General features: G+C 67.5%; 14 protein-coding genes and 1 pseudogene. 8 read left to right on the forward strand and 7 right to left on the reverse strand.

Annotated elements, in window-relative coordinates; genetic code table 11:
- Window positions 1-154: 154 nt before the first annotated feature.
- From LWH48_RS16915 to LWH48_RS16925, 3 genes and pseudogenes are all read right to left on the reverse strand, one after another.
- A pseudogene (locus LWH48_RS16915) lies at window positions 155-505 on the reverse strand (sulfite exporter TauE/SafE family protein); the annotation flags it as partial.
- Window positions 505-1,077: a gamma-glutamylcyclotransferase gene (locus LWH48_RS16920; protein ID WP_161431381.1), complete on the reverse strand. Its 573-nt coding sequence runs from the start codon at window positions 1,075-1,077 to the stop codon at window positions 505-507. The gene LWH48_RS16920 and the pseudogene LWH48_RS16915, both read right to left, overlap by 1 nt.
- A 75-nt stretch (window positions 1,078-1,152) precedes the next feature.
- Window positions 1,153-2,061: a LysR family transcriptional regulator gene (locus tag LWH48_RS16925; RefSeq protein ID WP_232913490.1), complete on the reverse strand. Its 909-nt coding sequence runs from the start codon at window positions 2,059-2,061 to the stop codon at window positions 1,153-1,155.
- 164 nt (window positions 2,062-2,225) lie between these two features.
- Between LWH48_RS16925 and LWH48_RS16930 the strand changes: the two genes are divergently transcribed.
- The 7 genes from LWH48_RS16930 (at window position 2,226) to LWH48_RS16960 (ending at window position 9,789) form a co-directional block, all read left to right on the forward strand.
- On the forward strand, window positions 2,226-3,737 hold the full coding sequence (locus LWH48_RS16930) for a CoA-acylating methylmalonate-semialdehyde dehydrogenase (RefSeq protein ID WP_232913491.1): 1,512 nt from the start codon (window positions 2,226-2,228) through the stop codon (window positions 3,735-3,737).
- Window positions 3,738-3,808: 71 nt separating this feature from the next.
- A complete protein-coding gene (locus LWH48_RS16935; RefSeq protein ID WP_161431384.1) occupies window positions 3,809-5,455 on the forward strand; it encodes a GMC family oxidoreductase in 1,647 nt (548 codons plus the stop codon).
- 212 nt (window positions 5,456-5,667) lie between these two features.
- A complete protein-coding gene (locus tag LWH48_RS16940; protein ID WP_213312394.1) occupies window positions 5,668-5,874 on the forward strand; it encodes a cold-shock protein in 207 nt (68 codons plus the stop codon).
- Window positions 5,875-6,022: 148 nt separating this feature from the next.
- Window positions 6,023-6,691 (forward strand): alpha/beta hydrolase, encoded by a 669-nt coding sequence (locus LWH48_RS16945; RefSeq protein ID WP_232913492.1) that lies wholly within the window; start codon window positions 6,023-6,025, stop codon window positions 6,689-6,691.
- Between the two features lie 106 nt (window positions 6,692-6,797).
- Window positions 6,798-8,000 (forward strand): tryptophan synthase subunit beta, encoded by a 1,203-nt coding sequence (trpB, locus tag LWH48_RS16950; RefSeq protein ID WP_232913493.1) that lies wholly within the window; start codon window positions 6,798-6,800, stop codon window positions 7,998-8,000.
- 141 nt (window positions 8,001-8,141) lie between these two features.
- Window positions 8,142-9,479: a sensor domain-containing diguanylate cyclase gene (locus tag LWH48_RS16955; protein WP_232913494.1), complete on the forward strand. Its 1,338-nt coding sequence runs from the start codon at window positions 8,142-8,144 to the stop codon at window positions 9,477-9,479.
- A gap of 88 nt (window positions 9,480-9,567) precedes the next feature.
- Window positions 9,568-9,789 carry a hypothetical protein gene (locus tag LWH48_RS16960; RefSeq protein WP_232913495.1) on the forward strand — a complete coding sequence of 74 codons (222 nt, stop codon included), beginning with the start codon at window positions 9,568-9,570 and terminating at the stop codon, window positions 9,787-9,789.
- Window positions 9,790-9,869: 80 nt separating this feature from the next.
- Here the strand turns inward: LWH48_RS16960 and LWH48_RS16965 are convergent, their stop codons facing one another.
- From LWH48_RS16965 to LWH48_RS16975, 3 genes are all read right to left on the reverse strand, one after another.
- Window positions 9,870-11,264 (reverse strand): PhoH family protein, encoded by a 1,395-nt coding sequence (locus LWH48_RS16965; protein ID WP_232913496.1) that lies wholly within the window; start codon window positions 11,262-11,264, stop codon window positions 9,870-9,872.
- Between the two features lie 250 nt (window positions 11,265-11,514).
- Entirely contained in the window at window positions 11,515-12,540 is a 1,026-nt protein-coding gene (locus LWH48_RS16970; protein WP_232913497.1) for a patatin-like phospholipase family protein, read from the reverse strand.
- Window positions 12,541-12,618: 78 nt separating this feature from the next.
- Entirely contained in the window at window positions 12,619-13,341 is a 723-nt protein-coding gene (locus LWH48_RS16975; RefSeq protein ID WP_161431392.1) for a murein L,D-transpeptidase catalytic domain family protein, read from the reverse strand.
- A gap of 83 nt (window positions 13,342-13,424) precedes the next feature.
- Between LWH48_RS16975 and LWH48_RS16980 the strand changes: the two genes are divergently transcribed.
- Complete coding sequence (locus LWH48_RS16980; RefSeq protein WP_232913498.1) at window positions 13,425-15,035, forward strand: L,D-transpeptidase family protein; 1,611 nt, start codon at window positions 13,425-13,427, stop codon at window positions 15,033-15,035.
- Here LWH48_RS16980 and LWH48_RS16985 read toward each other — a convergent pair whose 3' ends face one another.
- A complete protein-coding gene (locus tag LWH48_RS16985; RefSeq protein ID WP_232913499.1) occupies window positions 15,036-16,838 on the reverse strand; it encodes an ABC transporter ATP-binding protein in 1,803 nt (600 codons plus the stop codon). It abuts the gene before it with no gap.
- Between the last annotated feature and the right edge of the window lie 43 nt (window positions 16,839-16,881).

Below are 16,881 nucleotides of genomic sequence, written 5' to 3' on the forward strand. Positions count from 1 at the left end.
GTCATGCCCACCTCTACATAAAATACACTAATTACACTATACACCTCACAGAGGTAGTATCAAGAAAAAGCCGCCTGGAGGCGGCTTCTTATCAAAAATTACACACTTTCATGTGCTATATGTAACTAGAAGTACGGGGCATGCCGCGCTTTTTGGTCATCACGTGGCCGGGCAGGGTCAGCAGGCCCACCACCCCGATCAGCTTGGGTACGATCATCACCTTCATGGCCCGCCACAGGTAGGCCCAGTCGATGTTGCCTTCGGCTGGCGGGCGGCCGCCATTCTCGGCCACCAGCTGGCGATGGCCGTTCCAGGCGATCCAGCTGGAGAAGATCAGCAGCTGGATGGCGATGATCGGCAGGAACACCAGCGGCTGGTCGAGCACCAGCAGCAGGAAGGGCAGCGACAGCACCGCCCCGCCGAACCCCAGGCTGGTGCGCACGAAGCCGCTCCACACGAAGATCAGGGCGATCGCCAGATACTGCCAGGCCGCAAGCGCTTCCATCAGTCGCGCTCCCCGGGCAGCCGCGCGGTCAGGGCGAAGACGTGGTCATCCTCGACGTCGAGGGCGCGCAGCGCTGCCGCCAGGTTGACCAGGTAGTCGCGATTGGGACCGCTGGGGCCGTGGGCGGTAGCGATCTGCGCGGCGATGGTGTCCAGCGGCGCATCGCCGAGGTAGGCGGCGTTGTCGGCGCCGGCCAGGTAGACCAGCCCCTCGGCATGGCCGCCGGCGGCATCGTCGAAGCACAGGGTGGTCACCTCGCGCAGATAGCCGTTCTTCTCGCGCACATCCAGCGGCGCCAGCACCTCGGGGGTGATGCGGTAGGCCATGCCGTGGCAGACCGCTCCGGGCTCGCGTACCAGGGTGACGACCCGACCGGGGGCCTCCGGGGTGCCGCGATGGTCGTGGGAGCCCTGCCAGAAGCGCCGCACCCAGCCGTGGATATGCGCCGGGCGGCGTTCGATATAAGGAAAGTCGGCCTTCCAGATCAGCGAGCCGTAGCCGAACAGCCAGATGGCATCGTGGCCGGCGAAGTGGTTGCGCTGGCGATTCAGTTGGGTGGTGTCGTGGCTCATGGGTAGGGTCGTGGAGATCGTTAGACGGAAAAGTGTCCATGATGCGCCGCCGCCGGCGTGATGTCGAAGTCGCCTTCAGGCGCCGGGACGTCCCCAGACCGCCTCCAGGGCCGAGAGGGCCTCGGCGATCACCGGCTCCTCCTCGCGCCCCCGGGGCCACAGGAAGCAGAGCGCGCAGGGCAGGTTGACCCCCTCGGCAAGCGCCAGGCCGCGCTCCTGGCGCTCGGTCATGGCCAGGGTGTCCCGCGCCAGGCTCAACCCCACACCGGCGCGCACCAGGTCGAGCATGCACGCTTCCTGGTCGACCCGCGCCACCCCACGCGGCGTGAGCCCCAGGGGGGCAAGTGCTCCCGCCAGCAGGCGGTGATGCACCGAGTCGGGCGGTGTGACGATCCACGGCAGGCCGGCCAGCCGGACCCAGTCCGCCCCGTCCAGGCGACTGCCCCAGCCCGCCGGGGCGATCACGCGATAGTCGAAGTGGGTCAGCTCGCGGTGGGCGATGGTGTCGGCCTGCTCACCGGGCCCCTCGCCCGGCGGCGCCAGGTAGAAGCCGACATCGAGTTCGTCGCGGCCCAGGCGTGTCAGCACGCTGCCGCTCATGCCGTGGTGCAGTTCGGTCTCCAGCTGCGGGGCGCGCTCCACCAGCCGGTGCAGGAAGGCCCCCAGGCGGATGAACTCGGGGTCGACGATGGTGCCGATGCGCAGTCGCCCGCGCAGGGTGCTGTGCAACGCCCGGGCCTGCTGCTCGAAGGCAGCCGCAGTGGCCAGCGCCTTCTCGGCGGCGGGCAGCAGCGCCTCGCCATCCTCGGTGAGGGCAAGCCCCTGGGGGCGGCGGCGAAACAGGGCCAGCCCCATCTCCTGCTGGAGCTGCTTGAGCTTGAGGCTGATTGCTGGCTGGGTCAGGTGCAAACGCTCGGCGGCGCGGGAGACGCTGCCCTCGCGGGCCACGCTGACGAAGGCGCGCAGGGTCTGGAGGTCCACCATGGGCTGCTCCGGCTCGAGTGATATCAGTAAAACTTATACTGTGCTTTTGGATTTCTCAATTGATCCCGGCCGGTGGCGCGCTAGTCTGGAAGGGTTGCATCCCCTTGATACGGGCTCCCTGTCCCATCCCCCGGGGATACCCGCACGACAAGACGAGGCGAGACATGAGCACAGTCAGCATCCAGCATTATATCAACGGCCGAATTTCAGGCGGCGAGTCCGGCCGCACCCAGCCGGTCACCAACCCCGCCACCGGCGAGGTCACCGGCCAGGTGGCCCTGGCCAGCGCCGCCGATGTCGATGGCGCGGTGGCCGCCGCCGCGGCCGCCTTTCCGGCCTGGGCCGATACCCCGCCGATCCGCCGTGCACGGGTGCTGTTCAAGTTCCTCGAGTTGCTCAACGCCAACAAGGACGCCCTGGCCGAGGCGATCACCCGGGAGCACGGCAAGGTGTTCACCGACGCCCAGGGCGAGGTGGCCCGGGGCATCGATATCGTCGAGTTCGCCTGCGGTATCCCGCAGCTACTCAAAGGCGACTACACCGAGCAGGTGAGCAGCGGCATCGACAACTGGACCATGCGCCAGCCGCTGGGCGTGGTGGCCGGCATCACCCCGTTCAACTTCCCGGCCATGGTGCCGATGTGGATGTTCCCGGTCGCCATCGCCACCGGCAACAGCTTCATCCTCAAGCCGAGCCCGCTCGACCCCAGCGCCTCGCTGATGATCGCCGACCTGCTCAAGCAGGCCGGGCTGCCGGATGGCGTGTTCAACGTGGTGCAGGGGGACAAGGAGAGCGTGGAAGCGCTGATCGACCACCCCGAGGTGCGTGCGCTCTCCTTCGTCGGCTCCACACCCATCGCCAACCTGATCTACGAGCGTGGCGCGCGCCATGGCAAGCGCGTCCAGGCCCTGGGCGGGGCCAAGAACCATATGGTGGTGATGCCCGACGCCAACTTCGACAAGGCGGTGGATGCGCTGATCGGCGCGGCCTATGGCTCCGCCGGCGAGCGCTGCATGGCGATCAGCGTGGCGGTGCTGGTGGGCGACGTGGGCGATGAGCTGGTGCCGCGCCTGGCCGAGCGAGCACGTGCACTCAAGGTGAAGGGTGGCATGCAGCTGGATGCCGAGATGGGCCCCATCGTCACTCGCCAGGCCCACGAGCGCATCACCGGTTACATCGCCAAGGGGGTGGAGGAGGGCGCCGAGTTGGTGGTCGACGGCCGCGAGTTCGACACCTCGGCTACCGGTGAAGGGTGCGCCGACGGCTTCTGGATGGGTGGCACTCTGTTCGACCACGTCACCCCGGAGATGACCATCTACCGGGAGGAGATCTTCGGTCCGGTGCTGGTCTGCGTGCGGGTGCCGGATGTGGCCACCGCCATCGAGCTGATCAACGCCCACGAGTTCGGCAACGGCGTGAGCTGCTTCACCGAGAGCGGCAGCGTGGCCCGCGAGTTCGGGCGGCGCATCCAGGTGGGCATGGTGGGTATCAATGTGCCGATCCCGGTGCCCATGGCCTGGCACGGCTTCGGCGGCTGGAAGCGCTCGCTGTTCGGCGACACCCATGCCTACGGCGAGGAGGGCGTACGCTTCTACACCAAGCAGAAGTCGATCATGCAGCGCTGGTCCGACTCCATCGATGCCGGCGCCGAGTTCGCCATGCCGACCCATAAGTAGGTCCGGCCACCCAATGCCCAGGCGAGAGGCGCCGTTTTCGCCTCTCGCCGAATGCGACGTGAGAGCACGCCATGGCGGAACAGGAATTCGACTATATCGTGGTGGGGGCCGGCACTGCCGGCTGCCTGCTGGCCAACCGCTTGAGCGCCGACCCGGCCAACCGGGTGCTGCTGATCGAGGCGGGCGGCCGCGACAACTACCACTGGATCCATATCCCGGTGGGCTACCTCTACTGCATCGACAACCCGCGTACCGACTGGCGGTTTCGCACCGAGCCGGACGACGGCCTCAACGGCCGCTCGCTGATCTACCCGCGGGGCAAGACCCTGGGCGGCTGTTCAAGCATCAATGGCATGCTCTACCTGCGCGGCCAGGCCCGCGACTATGACGGCTGGGCCGAGTTCACCGGGGAGCCCGAATGGCGCTGGGAGAACTGCCTGGCGGACTTCATGCGCCACGAGGACCATCATCGCCTGGATGAGGACGGTGATGCCGACCCCGAGCACGCCGCCTTCCATGGCCACGGTGGCGAGTGGCGGGTGGAGAAACAGCGCCTCAAGTGGCAGGTGCTCGACGACTTCGCCACCGCGGCCGTGGAGGCCGGCATCCCGCGCACGCGGGACTTCAATCGCGGCGACAACGAGGGGGTCGACTACTTCGAGGTCAACCAGCGCTCGGGCTGGCGCTGGAACACTTCCAAGGCCTTCCTGCGTGGAGCCGAGAAGCGTGACAACCTGACCCTGTGGCACTCCACCCAGGTGCTGGGGCTGGAGATCGCCGGCGAGCGCGGCGAGCCCAGGGCGAGTGGGGTGCGTGTGCTGCGCGACGGAAAGGAGTCGCTGGCTCGCGCCGGGCGCGAGGTGATCCTGGCCGCCGGGGCGATCGGCTCGCCCCAGCTGCTGCAGCTCTCGGGCATCGGCCCGGCCGGATTGCTGGCCGAGCACGAGATTCCCCTGGTAGTGGACCTGCCCGGGGTGGGCGAGAACCTGCAGGACCACCTGCAGATCCGCTCGGTCTACAAGGTCAAGGGGGCCAAGACGCTGAACACCATGGCCAACTCCCTGGTGGGCAAGGCGATGATTGGTCTGGAGTATCTGCTCAAGCGCTCCGGCCCCATGAGTATGGCGCCCTCCCAGCTGTGCGCCTTCACCCGCAGCAGCGACGAGTTCGCCCATCCCAACATCGAGTATCACGTGCAGCCGCTGAGTCTCCCGGCGTTCGGGCAGCCCCTGCATGACTTCCCGGCGATCACCGCCAGCGTCTGCAACCTCAACCCCACCAGCCGCGGCTCGGTGCGCATCAAGAGTGCCGACCCGCGCCAGGCGCCGGCCATCGCGCCCAACTACCTGAGCACACCCGAGGATCGCAAGGTGGCAGCGGATTCGCTGCGCGTCACCCGGCGGATCGCCTCACAGCCGGCCTTCGCCAGGTACTCCCCCGAGGAGTTCAAGCCGGGGCCCGAGTACCAGAGCGACGACGATCTGGCGCGGCTGGCCGGTGATATCGGCACCACGATCTTCCACCCCGTGGGCACGGCCAGGATGGGGCGCGACGACGATCCCATGGCGGTGGTGGATCCCCACCTGCGGGTGCGCGGCGTTACGGGGCTGCGGGTGGTGGATGCCAGCGTGATGCCCACCATCACCAGCGGCAATACCAACTCGCCGACGCTGATGATCGCCGAGAAGGCGGCGCGCTGGATCCTGGCCGGGGAGTGAACGGTGTCACTTTCCGGTCACGCGAGGCAAATAGTGTTTGACGTGCGCCCGCCGAGGGCGCATGCTGCGCGCAGTTGGTTAGCAAGTCGTAACACCCCAGGTAGGCATCGAACGCTCTAGCGCCTCGATTTTCCCGGGAACGTTTCTTGTTTTACCCACTGCAACTCGGGTATTACCCGGCAAAATCAAAACGCTATTAGAGGAATTCGATAATGGCTACCGGTACCGTCAAGTGGTTCAATGACACCAAGGGCTACGGCTTCATCTCTCCGGACGACAACGGCGACGACCTGTTCGCGCACTTCTCCGAGATCCAGGCCGACGGCTTCAAGACCCTGCAGGACGGCCAGAAGGTCTCCTTCGAGGTCACTCAGGGCAAGAAGGGCCTCCAGGCCTCCAACATCAAGCTCATCGACTGAACGTCGATCGATCATGATGTGACTGCCCTGCAGTCGATGAAAGGCTCGCCTCGGCGGGCCTTTCTGCTGTCTGGGCCCCTGGCCCCGATGGCCAGCCTCGGCGCATTGCGCTAGGGTGATGCCCTTTCCCCGCTGGAGACGAATTCCCATGAGCGAACCCGGTGAGCTGATCATCGACCCCAAGGGCAACAAGCCCGCCGACGCCTGCGTATTCATCCTCCATGGCCTGGGCGCCGATGGTCGCGACTTCGAGCCGCTGATACCGGCCCTGTCGCTGCCGGGCGATGCCAGCGTGCGCTTCATCCTGCCCCATGCGCCGCGCCTGCCGGTGACCATCAACGGCGGCATGGTGATGCCCGCCTGGTATGACATCAAGGAGATGAGCCTCGACCGTCGTGTCGACGAGGCGCAGCTGCTGGCCTCGGCCCAGCGCATCCAGGCGCTGGTACGCGAGCAGATCGGTCTCGGCATCGACAGTCGCCGCATCATCCTGGCCGGCTTCTCCCAGGGCGGTGCGGTGGCCTACCAGGCCGCACTCTCCTTCGGCCAGCCCCTGGGCGGCCTGCTGGCGCTCTCCACCTACTTCGCCACCGCCGAGAGCATCGAGCTGGCCGAGGCCAACCGCGAGCTGCCCATCGAGGTCCACCACGGCAGCTTCGACCCGGTGGTACCCGAGGCGCTGGGCAAGGCGGGCTTCGAGACGGTCAAGCGCCTGGGCTACCCGGCCCACTATCGCCAGTACCCCATGGCACATGCGGTCTGCCCCCAGCAGGTGGCGGACATCGGCCACTGGCTGGACAAGTGCCTGGGGCGCTGAGGCGCCGGTAAGGATCTCCACGGGCGTCGCCGAAGGTCGCCTCGACAGCCATGCCACCTGCGGGCAGGATATCTTCCACGATTTCCATGCCTGCAGGATCGATACCATGAGCGCTTCCCCCTATGCCAACCTCCCCGATGCCCAGGGCTACTTCGGCAGCTTCGGTGGCCAGCTGATCCCTCCCGAACTCAAGGCGGTGATGGACGAGATCGACGCCGCCTACGAGGAGATCCGCGTCCGCGATGATTTCCGGCAGGAGCTGGCCGAGCTGTTCGCGGATTACGTGGGGCGTCCCAGCCCGATCTTCCATGCCCGGCGGCTCTCCGAGAAGCTGGGCGGGGCCCAGATCCACCTCAAGCGCGAGGACCTGAACCACACCGGCGCCCACAAGATCAATCACTGCCTGGGCGAGGCACTGCTCGCCAAGTTCATGGGCAAGACCAAGGTGATCGCCGAGACCGGCGCCGGCCAGCACGGCGTTGCCCTGGCCACCGCCTGCGCGCTGGTGGGCATCCCCTGCGAGATCCATATGGGGCAGGTGGATATCGAGAAGGAGCATCCCAACGTCACCAAGATGAAGATCCTGGGAGCCACCCTGATCCCGGTGACGCGCGGCACGGCGACCCTCAAGGATGCCGTGGACAGCGCCTTCGAGGAGTATCTCAAGGATCCGCAGCACTTCATCTACGCCATCGGCTCGGTGGTGGGGCCGCACCCCTTCCCGAAGATGGTGCGTGACTTCCAGTCGATCATCGGCCGCGAGGCGCGAGAGCAGTTCCAGGCGCGGCACGGCCGCCTGCCGGACCATGTCACCGCCTGCGTGGGTGGCGGCTCGAATGCCATGGGCATGTTCACTGCCTTCCTCGAGGACGAGGGCGTGCACCTGGTGGGCGTCGAGCCCGCCGGCGAGGGCCTCGACACCCAGCGTCACTCCGCGACCCTGACTCTCGGCAAGCCCGGCGAGCTCCACGGCATGGCCTGCTACGTGCTGGAGGACGAAGAGGGCAACCCCATGCCGGTCCACTCCATCGCCTCGGGCCTCGACTACCCGGGTGTGGGGCCCCAGCACAGTTACCTGAAGGAGCTGGGGCGGGTGGACTACCAGAGCGCCAGCGACGACGAGTGTCTGGAGGCCTTCCTGACCCTCTCCCGTGTCGAGGGCATCATCCCGGCGCTGGAGAGTGCCCATGCCGTGGCCTGGGCGATGCGCGAGGCGCCGAAGCTGCCTTCCGACCAGCATATCCTGGTAAACCTCTCGGGCCGTGGCGACAAGGATGCGGACTACGTGGCCGGCCGGCTGGGACTCTAGCCATTCCCGGTGTCGGTCATCCCGTGCGATAGCCCGAGTGCGTTATCCCTTCGAGGGGTGTGCCCCGGGGCGAACTGGGGTAGGGTGACATAAGGGTCCGGAGAGGCCCGCCTACTGCACAGGGAACCTCGGAGTGAGGAGATGGCAGCATTCAGGGAGAGATGGCAACGCTGGTGGCGTGGCGGGGCGGCAGGAGAGCCAGGCCTCGACGCGTTGCTGCTCGAGCACTACCCCGGCGCCGTGATGCTGCTGGACGATCAGGGTGTGGTGCGTCGGGTCAATCCCGCCTTCGAACGTTTCGCCGGCCATCCGCCCGAGCAACTGCTGGGCCGGCGTGCCGTGACTCTAGACATCGATCCGCTGCACGGCGACTTCGCCCGGGCACTGGAGCAGTGCGTGACGACCCTGCGGCCCTGGCAGGGCCTGTTGCTGTGCCGACGTGCCGATGGCTCCCTGCGCCATCAGACCACCATGATCCAGCCGCTGGTGCGTGACGAGGGGCCGCTGCGGCTGCTGGTGATGCAGTATGACGTGACCGGCATGCGCGAACGTGAGCTGCGCGACCGCCAGCTGCTGGGGCGTCTGGAGAGTACCGTCTCGCGGGTCCCCAGCGCACTGTTCCGGCTCCGGCAGGGCGGCAATGGACAGCTCGAGTTCCTCTATCTCAGCGAGGCCCTGCGCTCGCTCTTCGGATTGGCGCCGGAGCAGTGCATGGATGACCCCGAGGCCCTGCTCGGCCGGCTGGCCCGAGACGACCGGCAGCGCTTCGAGGCCAGCCTGGCCCAGTCCGCGGTATCCCTTGCCCCCTGGCAGCTGGAGTTTCGGCTCTCGCTGCCCGAGGGAATGCGCTGGATCGAGGCGCGTGCCACGCCCCTGGCACGCGGCCAGGGTGACCTGATGTGGGATGGGCTGCTTATCGACATCGATGAGCGCAAGCAGGTCGAGCAGCGGGTGCAGCGGCTGGTGGGGACCGACATGCTGACCGGGGCCCTCAACCGTCGTGCCTTCCTCGAGCAGGGCGAGGCGGCCCTGGCCCGCGCGGCCCGCCACGGCGAGTCGCTGTCCCTTGCCATGCTCGACCTCGACCATTTCAAGGCCTTGAACGATACCTACGGCCATGCCGTGGGCGACCTGGCCCTGCAGGCCTTTGCCACGACCTGTCGTGAATCACTGCGCCCCTACGACCTCTTCGCGCGCATCGGTGGTGAGGAGTTCGTGGTGGTGCTGGTGGACAGCCGTCCCGAGGAAGCCTGGAGCGTGCTGGAGCGTCTGCGGCAGGCGGTTGCCGCCATCGAACTGGAGTCGGAGGGAGAGGTGGTGCGCTTCACTGTCAGCCTGGGGCTTGCGGTACTCGGGGGCGAGGGCTCACTGGAGTCGGGTCTCGCCCAGGCGGATCGCGCGCTCTATCGCGCCAAGCGCAGCGGGCGCAACCGGATCTGCGGCCCCGAGGCACTCATCCAGGATCCCGGGGCTCCGTGAGGAGGGGGGCTGGAAATCAACGTCGCACCCCGTCACGATCAGTGAGACCTGATCCCAGGTTGACCCCAAGGACAAGGAGCACATCAGCATGTCCGGACTCTCCGAAGACTTTCGCCTGCCGGTGGCCTGCCCGGGTTGCGGCAGCCACCTGATGCGGGTCTCCCAGGTGAAGAATCCCGACGACGCGGTGCACTGCGCTTCCTGCGGCAAGAGGATCTGCCTGTGGCACGAGGCCCAGACGGTACTCCGCCAGGGACCCGGCAGCGAGAGCGAAGCGCTGATCGAGGCCGCGGTCAACCGCCACGGCTGAGTGGCGTCAGCCGCGATTCCCCAGCAGGAAGGCCGGCGCCGATGGCGCCGGCCTTCCGCGTTTTCGGCAGCTGCCCTCGGCTACAGCAGCTCCTCACCGGCCAGCGCCAGGCGCGAGCGCTCCACGCTCTTGAGGGTGACGTGGCCGGCGTGGGGCCAGTCGCGGAAGCGCTGCACCAGTGCCGCCATACCGCAGGTGTTGGCGGTGAGGTAGGGGGTGTCGATCTGCCCCACGTTGCCCAGGCAGACGATCTTGGTATTGCGGCCTGCCCGGGTGACCAGCGACTTGAGCTGCTTGGGCGTGAAGTTCTGCGCCTCGTCGATGATCAGGAAGGTGTCGTTCAAGGTCCGCCCGCGCATGAAGCCGGGGGCGCGGATCTGGACCCGGGCGCCGAGCAGCTGGCGGGTGGCGCCGTTATCCCAGCTGGACTCGCCGTCCTCGTTGCGCAGCAGGTTGTCCATGTTGTCGTGGAATGCGCCCATCCAGGGCGACATCTTCTCCTCCTCGGTACCCGGCAGGAAGCCGATATCCTCGCTCATGGAGATCGGTGCCCGGGTAAAGACGATACGCTCGAACCGCTTGCTGTCCAGGGTCTGCTGGAAGGCTGCCGCGAGGGTCATGAAGGTCTTGCCGGTGCCGGCGCTGCCGGCAATGGTGACCAGGTCGATATCGTCATCCATCAGCAGGTTGAAGGCGAAGTTCTGGTGGCAGTCGCTGGCGTGTACCCCCCACACGCTGGCGCCGTGACGATAGTTGCTGATCAGCTCCAGGCGTGCGCGTCGATCACTCACCTCGCGCACGACGGCCTCGAAGCTGGCATCGCCGTCGGCGACCAGCATGCCGGGATGCCAGTCAGCGGGGATCTCGCCTGTCAGGTGATAGGTCACGCGCTGGTGGTCACGCTCGACCCTGACGTCCAGGGCGAGGCCATTCCACAGCTCGCTGCCGGCATCCGGGTAGACCCGCACCCCCTCCAGCATGGCGTCGCTGTCGTCGAAGGCGCGGTCGGTGAGATAGTCCTCTACCGGCACACCCAGGGCGGCGGCCTTGACGCGCAGGTTGATGTCCTTGGTGATCAGGATCACCGAGGCGTCGGCTCGTTCGCGGCGCAGGCGGCAGGTCTCGGCGAGGATGCGGTTGTCGGGGGTGTCGTCCAGTGGCTCCAGTGTGGCGAGGTCGGGGTAGCAGAGCAGGCGCAGACGGCCCTCGGGGCCGCTCAGGCGCCGGATGGGGATGCCGTCGCGGATCTGCTCGAGGCCGACGTCGGCGGTAAGGTCGGACAGGGTGCGGCTGACCTGGCGGGCGGTGCGGGCGATCTCGCGGATGCCGTTCTTGTGCTTGTCGAGCTCCTCGAGCACGGTCATGGGGATGACCACCTCGTGCTCGTCGAACTGGTAGAGGGCGGCGGGGTCGTGCAGCAGCACGTTGGTGTCCAGCACGTACAGCCGGGTGGCCTTCTTGTCGATGCGTACCATCGGCGCAGCTCTCCTGATTGTCGCGAGACAGGCGTCATGTGACGCCCTCCTTTCGACACTGTCAGCGCACGATGTCAGGAAGGTGACAGCGGCCTGACGGCGTCAGTAGCGCTGGTAACTCCTCCTGTGGCCTTGGACAAGCGGCGGGGAACTGGGTGCCCCGCTGTCTCCGAGCATGGTCGGCGCCGCGAGGCGTGGCAAGGCGAGTGGTCGATGCAGGGTCAACGCAGAAGGGGCAATGCAGCCGGGCTCACTCCGCGTGGCGATAGACTTGTTCGACGTCCAGGGTGGAGCGGTTGCCCAGGTCCGCGAAGTGTTCGGCCAGCCACGCCTTGGCGGTGCGCCGGCCCGCGTCGCGCAGGTGGCAGAGGAAGGGCCACTCGGCGTTCATCTTGCTCGACACGGAGAGTTCGGCGAGGGCCTCATCGCCGCTGATACGGTGAAACAGGGCGCCGGCGTAGCAGCCGATGTCGACGCCATGGTCGCCCAGCAGGCGCTGGAGCATGGCGATCATGCGCACCTCCTTGATCAGCGAGGCATTGAAGGTGATCTCGTTGAGGCGGTTCATGATCCCCGCGGCGCTGGTGGGCACCTCGTCGCGGTAGATGGGGTTGATCTGCACGATGACAATGTCGCGGGAGCCGCAGTGCTCCATCAGCGGCATCAGCGCCGGGTTGCCGGTGTAGCCGCCGTCCCAGTAGGCCTCGCCGTCGATCTCCACGGCATGGAACACCGTGGGCAGGCAGGCCGAGGCCATCACCGCGTCGACGCTCATCTCCTCCCTGGCGAAAACCCGCTGCTTGCCGCTGCGCACGTTGGTGGCGGTGACGAAGAGCTTGAGGTCGGGGCAGCGGCGCACCCGCTCGAAGTCGACCCGCTCGGCGACGATATCGCGCAGCGGATTGAGGTCGAAGGGGTTGAACTGGTAGGGGGAGACCAGCCGGCTCATCAGGTCCATGGCCACGTAGCCGGGGGAGTGGTCCAGGCTCCAGTTGCCGGTGAGCATGTCCAGCGGCGTTCGCCGGATGGGGCTGGCCATGCCGGCGCGGCTCACCGCAGCCCAGAAGTCGTGCAGGGCCTGACGGGCGGTGTCGCGGTCGCCGCGGGTCAGGGCGTCGGCCATCACCACGCCGTTCATGGCGCCTGCGCTGGTGCCGCTGATCCCCTCGATCTCGAGGCGCCCCTCCTCCAGCAGGCGGTCCATCACACCCCAGGTGAAGGCGCCGTGGGCGCCGCCACCCTGCAGCGCCAGGTCGATCCGCTTGGTCTCGCTCATGCTTACCCTCGTTCGGTCGTCAGGCCATGGTGCTGCGACGCATCATGGCAGCTTCTCACCGTCGAGGGAAAGCGATGGCTACTGCATGGCGAGCTGCTGGCCCTGGTCGCGGTCGCAGTCGAGGTAGGCGGAGCTCGCCAGCCACTCGGGGTCGGGGTAGTAGGCGAACAGGTACTGCTCCTCCTTGAGGCTGTCGATCAGCGGGTAGGTGACCTCCTGGCGTACCGCCGGGCAGCCCAGGCTGCGGCCCAGGCGGCCGGTCTGCTCGATGAACGATTCGCTGACGTAGTCGGCGCCGTGCATCACGATGGCGCGTTCGTAGGCCAGGTGGTTGACGCCCGGCTCGAGGCCCTCGAGGCGCAGCGAATAGCCGTTGCGTCCATAGTAGGTGTTCATGGTGCGGAACAGTCCCAGGCTAGACTGGTGGCTTTCCGGGGTGTTCGAGAAGCGCGAGGCCAGGGCATCGCCCGAGCCGCGGCCGTGGGAGACAAGCTCCTCGAAGAGCAGGGCCTTGCGCTGCAGGTCGAAAACCCACAGGCGCGGCTCGCTGGAGGGCAGCGAGTAGTCGATCACCGCCAGTCGCTCGGCGTCGGGGTCGGCGCATGAGAGGGCGCTGGCGGCCAGCTTGAGTACCTCGCGGCTGGCATCCGGTGCCAGGCGTGTCAGGGTCTGCTCCAGGCGCTCGCCTTCCAGTACCCTGGGGTGCAGGGCCTGGGCGAGGGTCGTGTCGGCGAGGGCAGAGGCGCCCGGTATCAGGCCGGCCGCACAGAGCAGCCAGGCGGGAAGGATCGATCGCAGCATCGCATGTGTCTCCTGGTTTCTCGCTATTATGTAGGGACGAGCCGGGATGGCCAAGTTAGCAATAAACGATACTGGAGGCGAACATGCGGCGATCTGTCGCGATAGGCGTGTTGACGTTGGGTATCATGCTGGTGTCCGGCATGGCCATGGCCCAGCAGCCGACAGCGCAGGAAGGCTCCGTGAGCGCGGTGGAGCAGGCCCTCGAGCAGCAGAATGGAACCCTCGAGGCGTTCTATGCGGCACGTGATTTCCAGGCTGCCTGGACCCGCGAGTCACGCGTCGAGGCGCTGGTCGAGGCGATGAAGAAACTGGCCGAGGATGGCCTGGAACCCGCTGACTACGGCGCCGATCGCCTGCTGGCAGAGTTTCGCCAGGCCCAGGCCGGCGATGACATGGCCAGGGGGCGTTTCGATACCCGGGCGACCCGCGCCCTGCTCACGGCGCTGCGCCATCTCCATCATGGCAAGGTCGACCCCAACAGCATCGATGCCGACTGGGAGGTACCCATCAACGCGCAGCTGCCCCCCATGGGGGCGATCGTGCGGGCGGTGGACGCGGGAGAGGTCACGGCGCTGCTCGATTCGGTACGCCCCGCCTATGCCCCCTACCAGCGGCTGCGGCAGGGGCTGGCCCGCTATCGCCATATCCAGCGTCTGGGCGGCTGGCCGATGCTGCCTGAGGGCGGGCCGACCCTGCGCCTGGGCGAGACGCACCCCGACGTGGCCATCCTGCGCGAACGCCTGGCCCGGGTCGGTGAACTGGAGGTGATGGCGGCGGACCCCTCGATCCTGCCGGCGGCCGACCTGGAGGCGCCGGATCCACGGCGTTTCGATGCCGACCTGGAGGCGGCGGTCAAGCGCTTCCAGGACCGCCACCTGCTGGAAACGGATGGTGTCGTCGGGCCCCGCACCCGGGCGGCCCTCAATGTGCCGGTGGGCAAACGCGTCGACCAGATCCGCCTCAACCTGGAGCGTGCCCGCTGGCTGATGCATGGCTTGCCCGAGGCCTTCGTGCTGGTGGATATCGCCGGCTACCGGCTCAGCTACTTCCGCCCCAACGGCCAGGTGTGGCGCTCGCGCATCGTGGTGGGCCAGCCCTATCGGCGCACGCCGTCGCTCCGCTCGGAGATTACCCACCTCACCGTCAACCCCACCTGGACGGTGCCGCCGACCATCCTGCGCGAGGACGTGATCCCCAAGGTGCGTCGCGATCCGGGCTACCTGGCGCGCCAGAACATGCAGGTACTGTCGCCCTCGGGGCAGCGCCTCAGCCCCGGCCAGGTCGACTGGTCGAACCCGGGCAACGTGATGATTCGCCAGGCCGCCGGGCCCGGCAACTCCCTGGGCCAGGTAGTGGTGCGCTTCCCCAACGACCACCTGGTCTACCTGCATGACACCCCGGCCCAGTCACTGTTCGCCCGCGAACAGCGGGCGTTCAGCTCGGGCTGCATTCGCGTGCAGGGGGTGCTGGAGTTCGCCCAGCTGCTGTTCGACGATACCGGCAGCGGTCATGACCTCCGCGCCCTGCTGGCGGACAGGCGCACCCGCGACGTGCCCCTGGCCGAGACGATGCCGGTGATCCTGCACTACTGGACGGTTCACCCGGACTCCGGCGGGCAGATGGTCTTCCGTCCGGATATCTACGAGCGCGACGATGCCCTGCTTCGCGCCCTGGATCGCCCCTTGGCGCTGTAGTCACTCATAGCCCTTGGCCTGGAGGCGGAACAGTCGCGCATAGCGGCCATTGGCGGCCATCAGGCTTGCATGGTCGCCCTGCTCGAGGATCTCGCCGCCGTCGATCACCAGGATCTGGTCGGCGGCGCGCACCGTGGAGAAGCGGTGGGAGATCAGGATGGTCATCTTGCCCTGGCTGTGGTCGCGGAAGTCGGCATAGACCGCCGCCTCGGCGGCGGCATCCATGGCCGCGGTGGGCTCGTCGAGGACCAGGATATCGGCGCTCTCGCGCATATAGGCCCGCGACAGGGCGACCTTCTGCCACTGGCCGCCGGAGAGCTCCTGGCCCCCCTTGAACCAGCGTCCCAGCTGGGTGTGGTAGCCGCCCGGCATCTCGGCGATGAAGTCGTCGGCCAGGCCGCGGCGGGCCGCCTCGCGCCAGCGGGCCTCGTCCTCGAAGGCGGCCACGTCACCGGCGCCGAGGTTCTCGCCGACCTTCATCTGGTAGCGCACGAAGTCCTGGAAGATCACTCCGATGCGCCGGCGCAGCGCCTGGACGTCCCACTCGCGCAGGTCGTTGCCGTCGAGCAGGATGCGCCCCGTGCTCGGCTCATAGAGCCGGGTCAGCAGCTTGATCAGGGTGGTCTTGCCCGAGCCGTTGGCGCCCACCAGCGCCAGGCTCTCGCTGGGTCTGAGGTGCAGCGAGATGCCCGAGAGGGCAGGCGTCTCGGCGCCGGGGTAGGTGAAGCCCACGTTCTCGAAGCGGATGCCGTCGCCGGGACGAGTGCCCGCGGTCAGGCTGCCCTCTTCCGGGGCCACCGGCTGCTCCAGGTACTCGTAGAGGTTCGAGAGGTAGAGGTTGTCCTCGTACATGCCGCTGATCGAGGTCAGGCTCGCCGAAAGCGCCGCCTGTCCCTGCTTGAAGACCATCAGGTACATGGTCATCTGGCCCAGGCTCAGGGTGCCGGTGATGGTCTCCACCACCACCCAGGCGTAGGCGCCGTAGAAGGCGACGGTACCCAGCAGGCCGAGCACGAAGCCCCAGCCCTCCCGACGCAGCGTGAGTCGGCGATCCTCGGCGTAGAGGGTGTCGAAGATCTTGCGGTAGCGGTCGAGCAGCAGCGGTTCCAGGCCAAACAGCTTGACCTCCTTGATGCTGTCCTCGCGGGCCAGCACGGTCTCCAGATACATCTGCATGCGGGTCTGGGGTGAGCGCCAGCGGAACAGCCGGAAGGCGTCGCCGGAGAACTTGGCCTCGGAGATGAAGACCGGCAGTGCGCCGACCACCAGCACCAGTGGCGCCCAGGGAGAGAACTGCACCAGCAGCACCCCGAAGCTGATCAGCGAGATGGCGTTCTGGGCCAGGGAGAAGGTCTTGTTGACCAGCCCCAGGGGACGCACCGATGCCTCGCGGCGGGCTCGGGTGAGCTTGTCGTAGAACTCCGAATCCTCGAACTGGGCGAGGCTCAACGTGCCGGCCTTCTCGAGGATCATCACGTTGACCTTCTGGCCGAGCAGGGCACGCAGCAGCGACTGCTGGGCGGAGAGCGCCCGCTGGGCCAGGGCGATGCCGGCGATCACGCCGGCCTCGGCCAGCACGTAGCGCAGCACCGGCCACCAGTCGGCCTCACCGGTGGCCTCGTGGTGCTCCATGGCGGCGACCACGGCATCGACGATCAGCTGGCCGAGCCAGGCGGCCACCGCCGGCAGCACCCCGGCCACCAGGGTGGCGATCGCCAGGCCCACTGTGAGCGCCCGCGAGGTCTGCCACACCAGCACCATTGCGCGGCGGCTGTAGCGGAACACGCCGAGGAAGGCCGTCAGGCGGTTCTCGGGCGGCGGGGCGGGGCGGGGTGAACGCGTGTGG

The sequence above is a fragment of the Halomonas sp. G15 genome, from assembly GCF_021282295.1.
GTDB lineage: Bacteria > Pseudomonadota > Gammaproteobacteria > Pseudomonadales > Halomonadaceae > Halomonas > Halomonas alimentaria.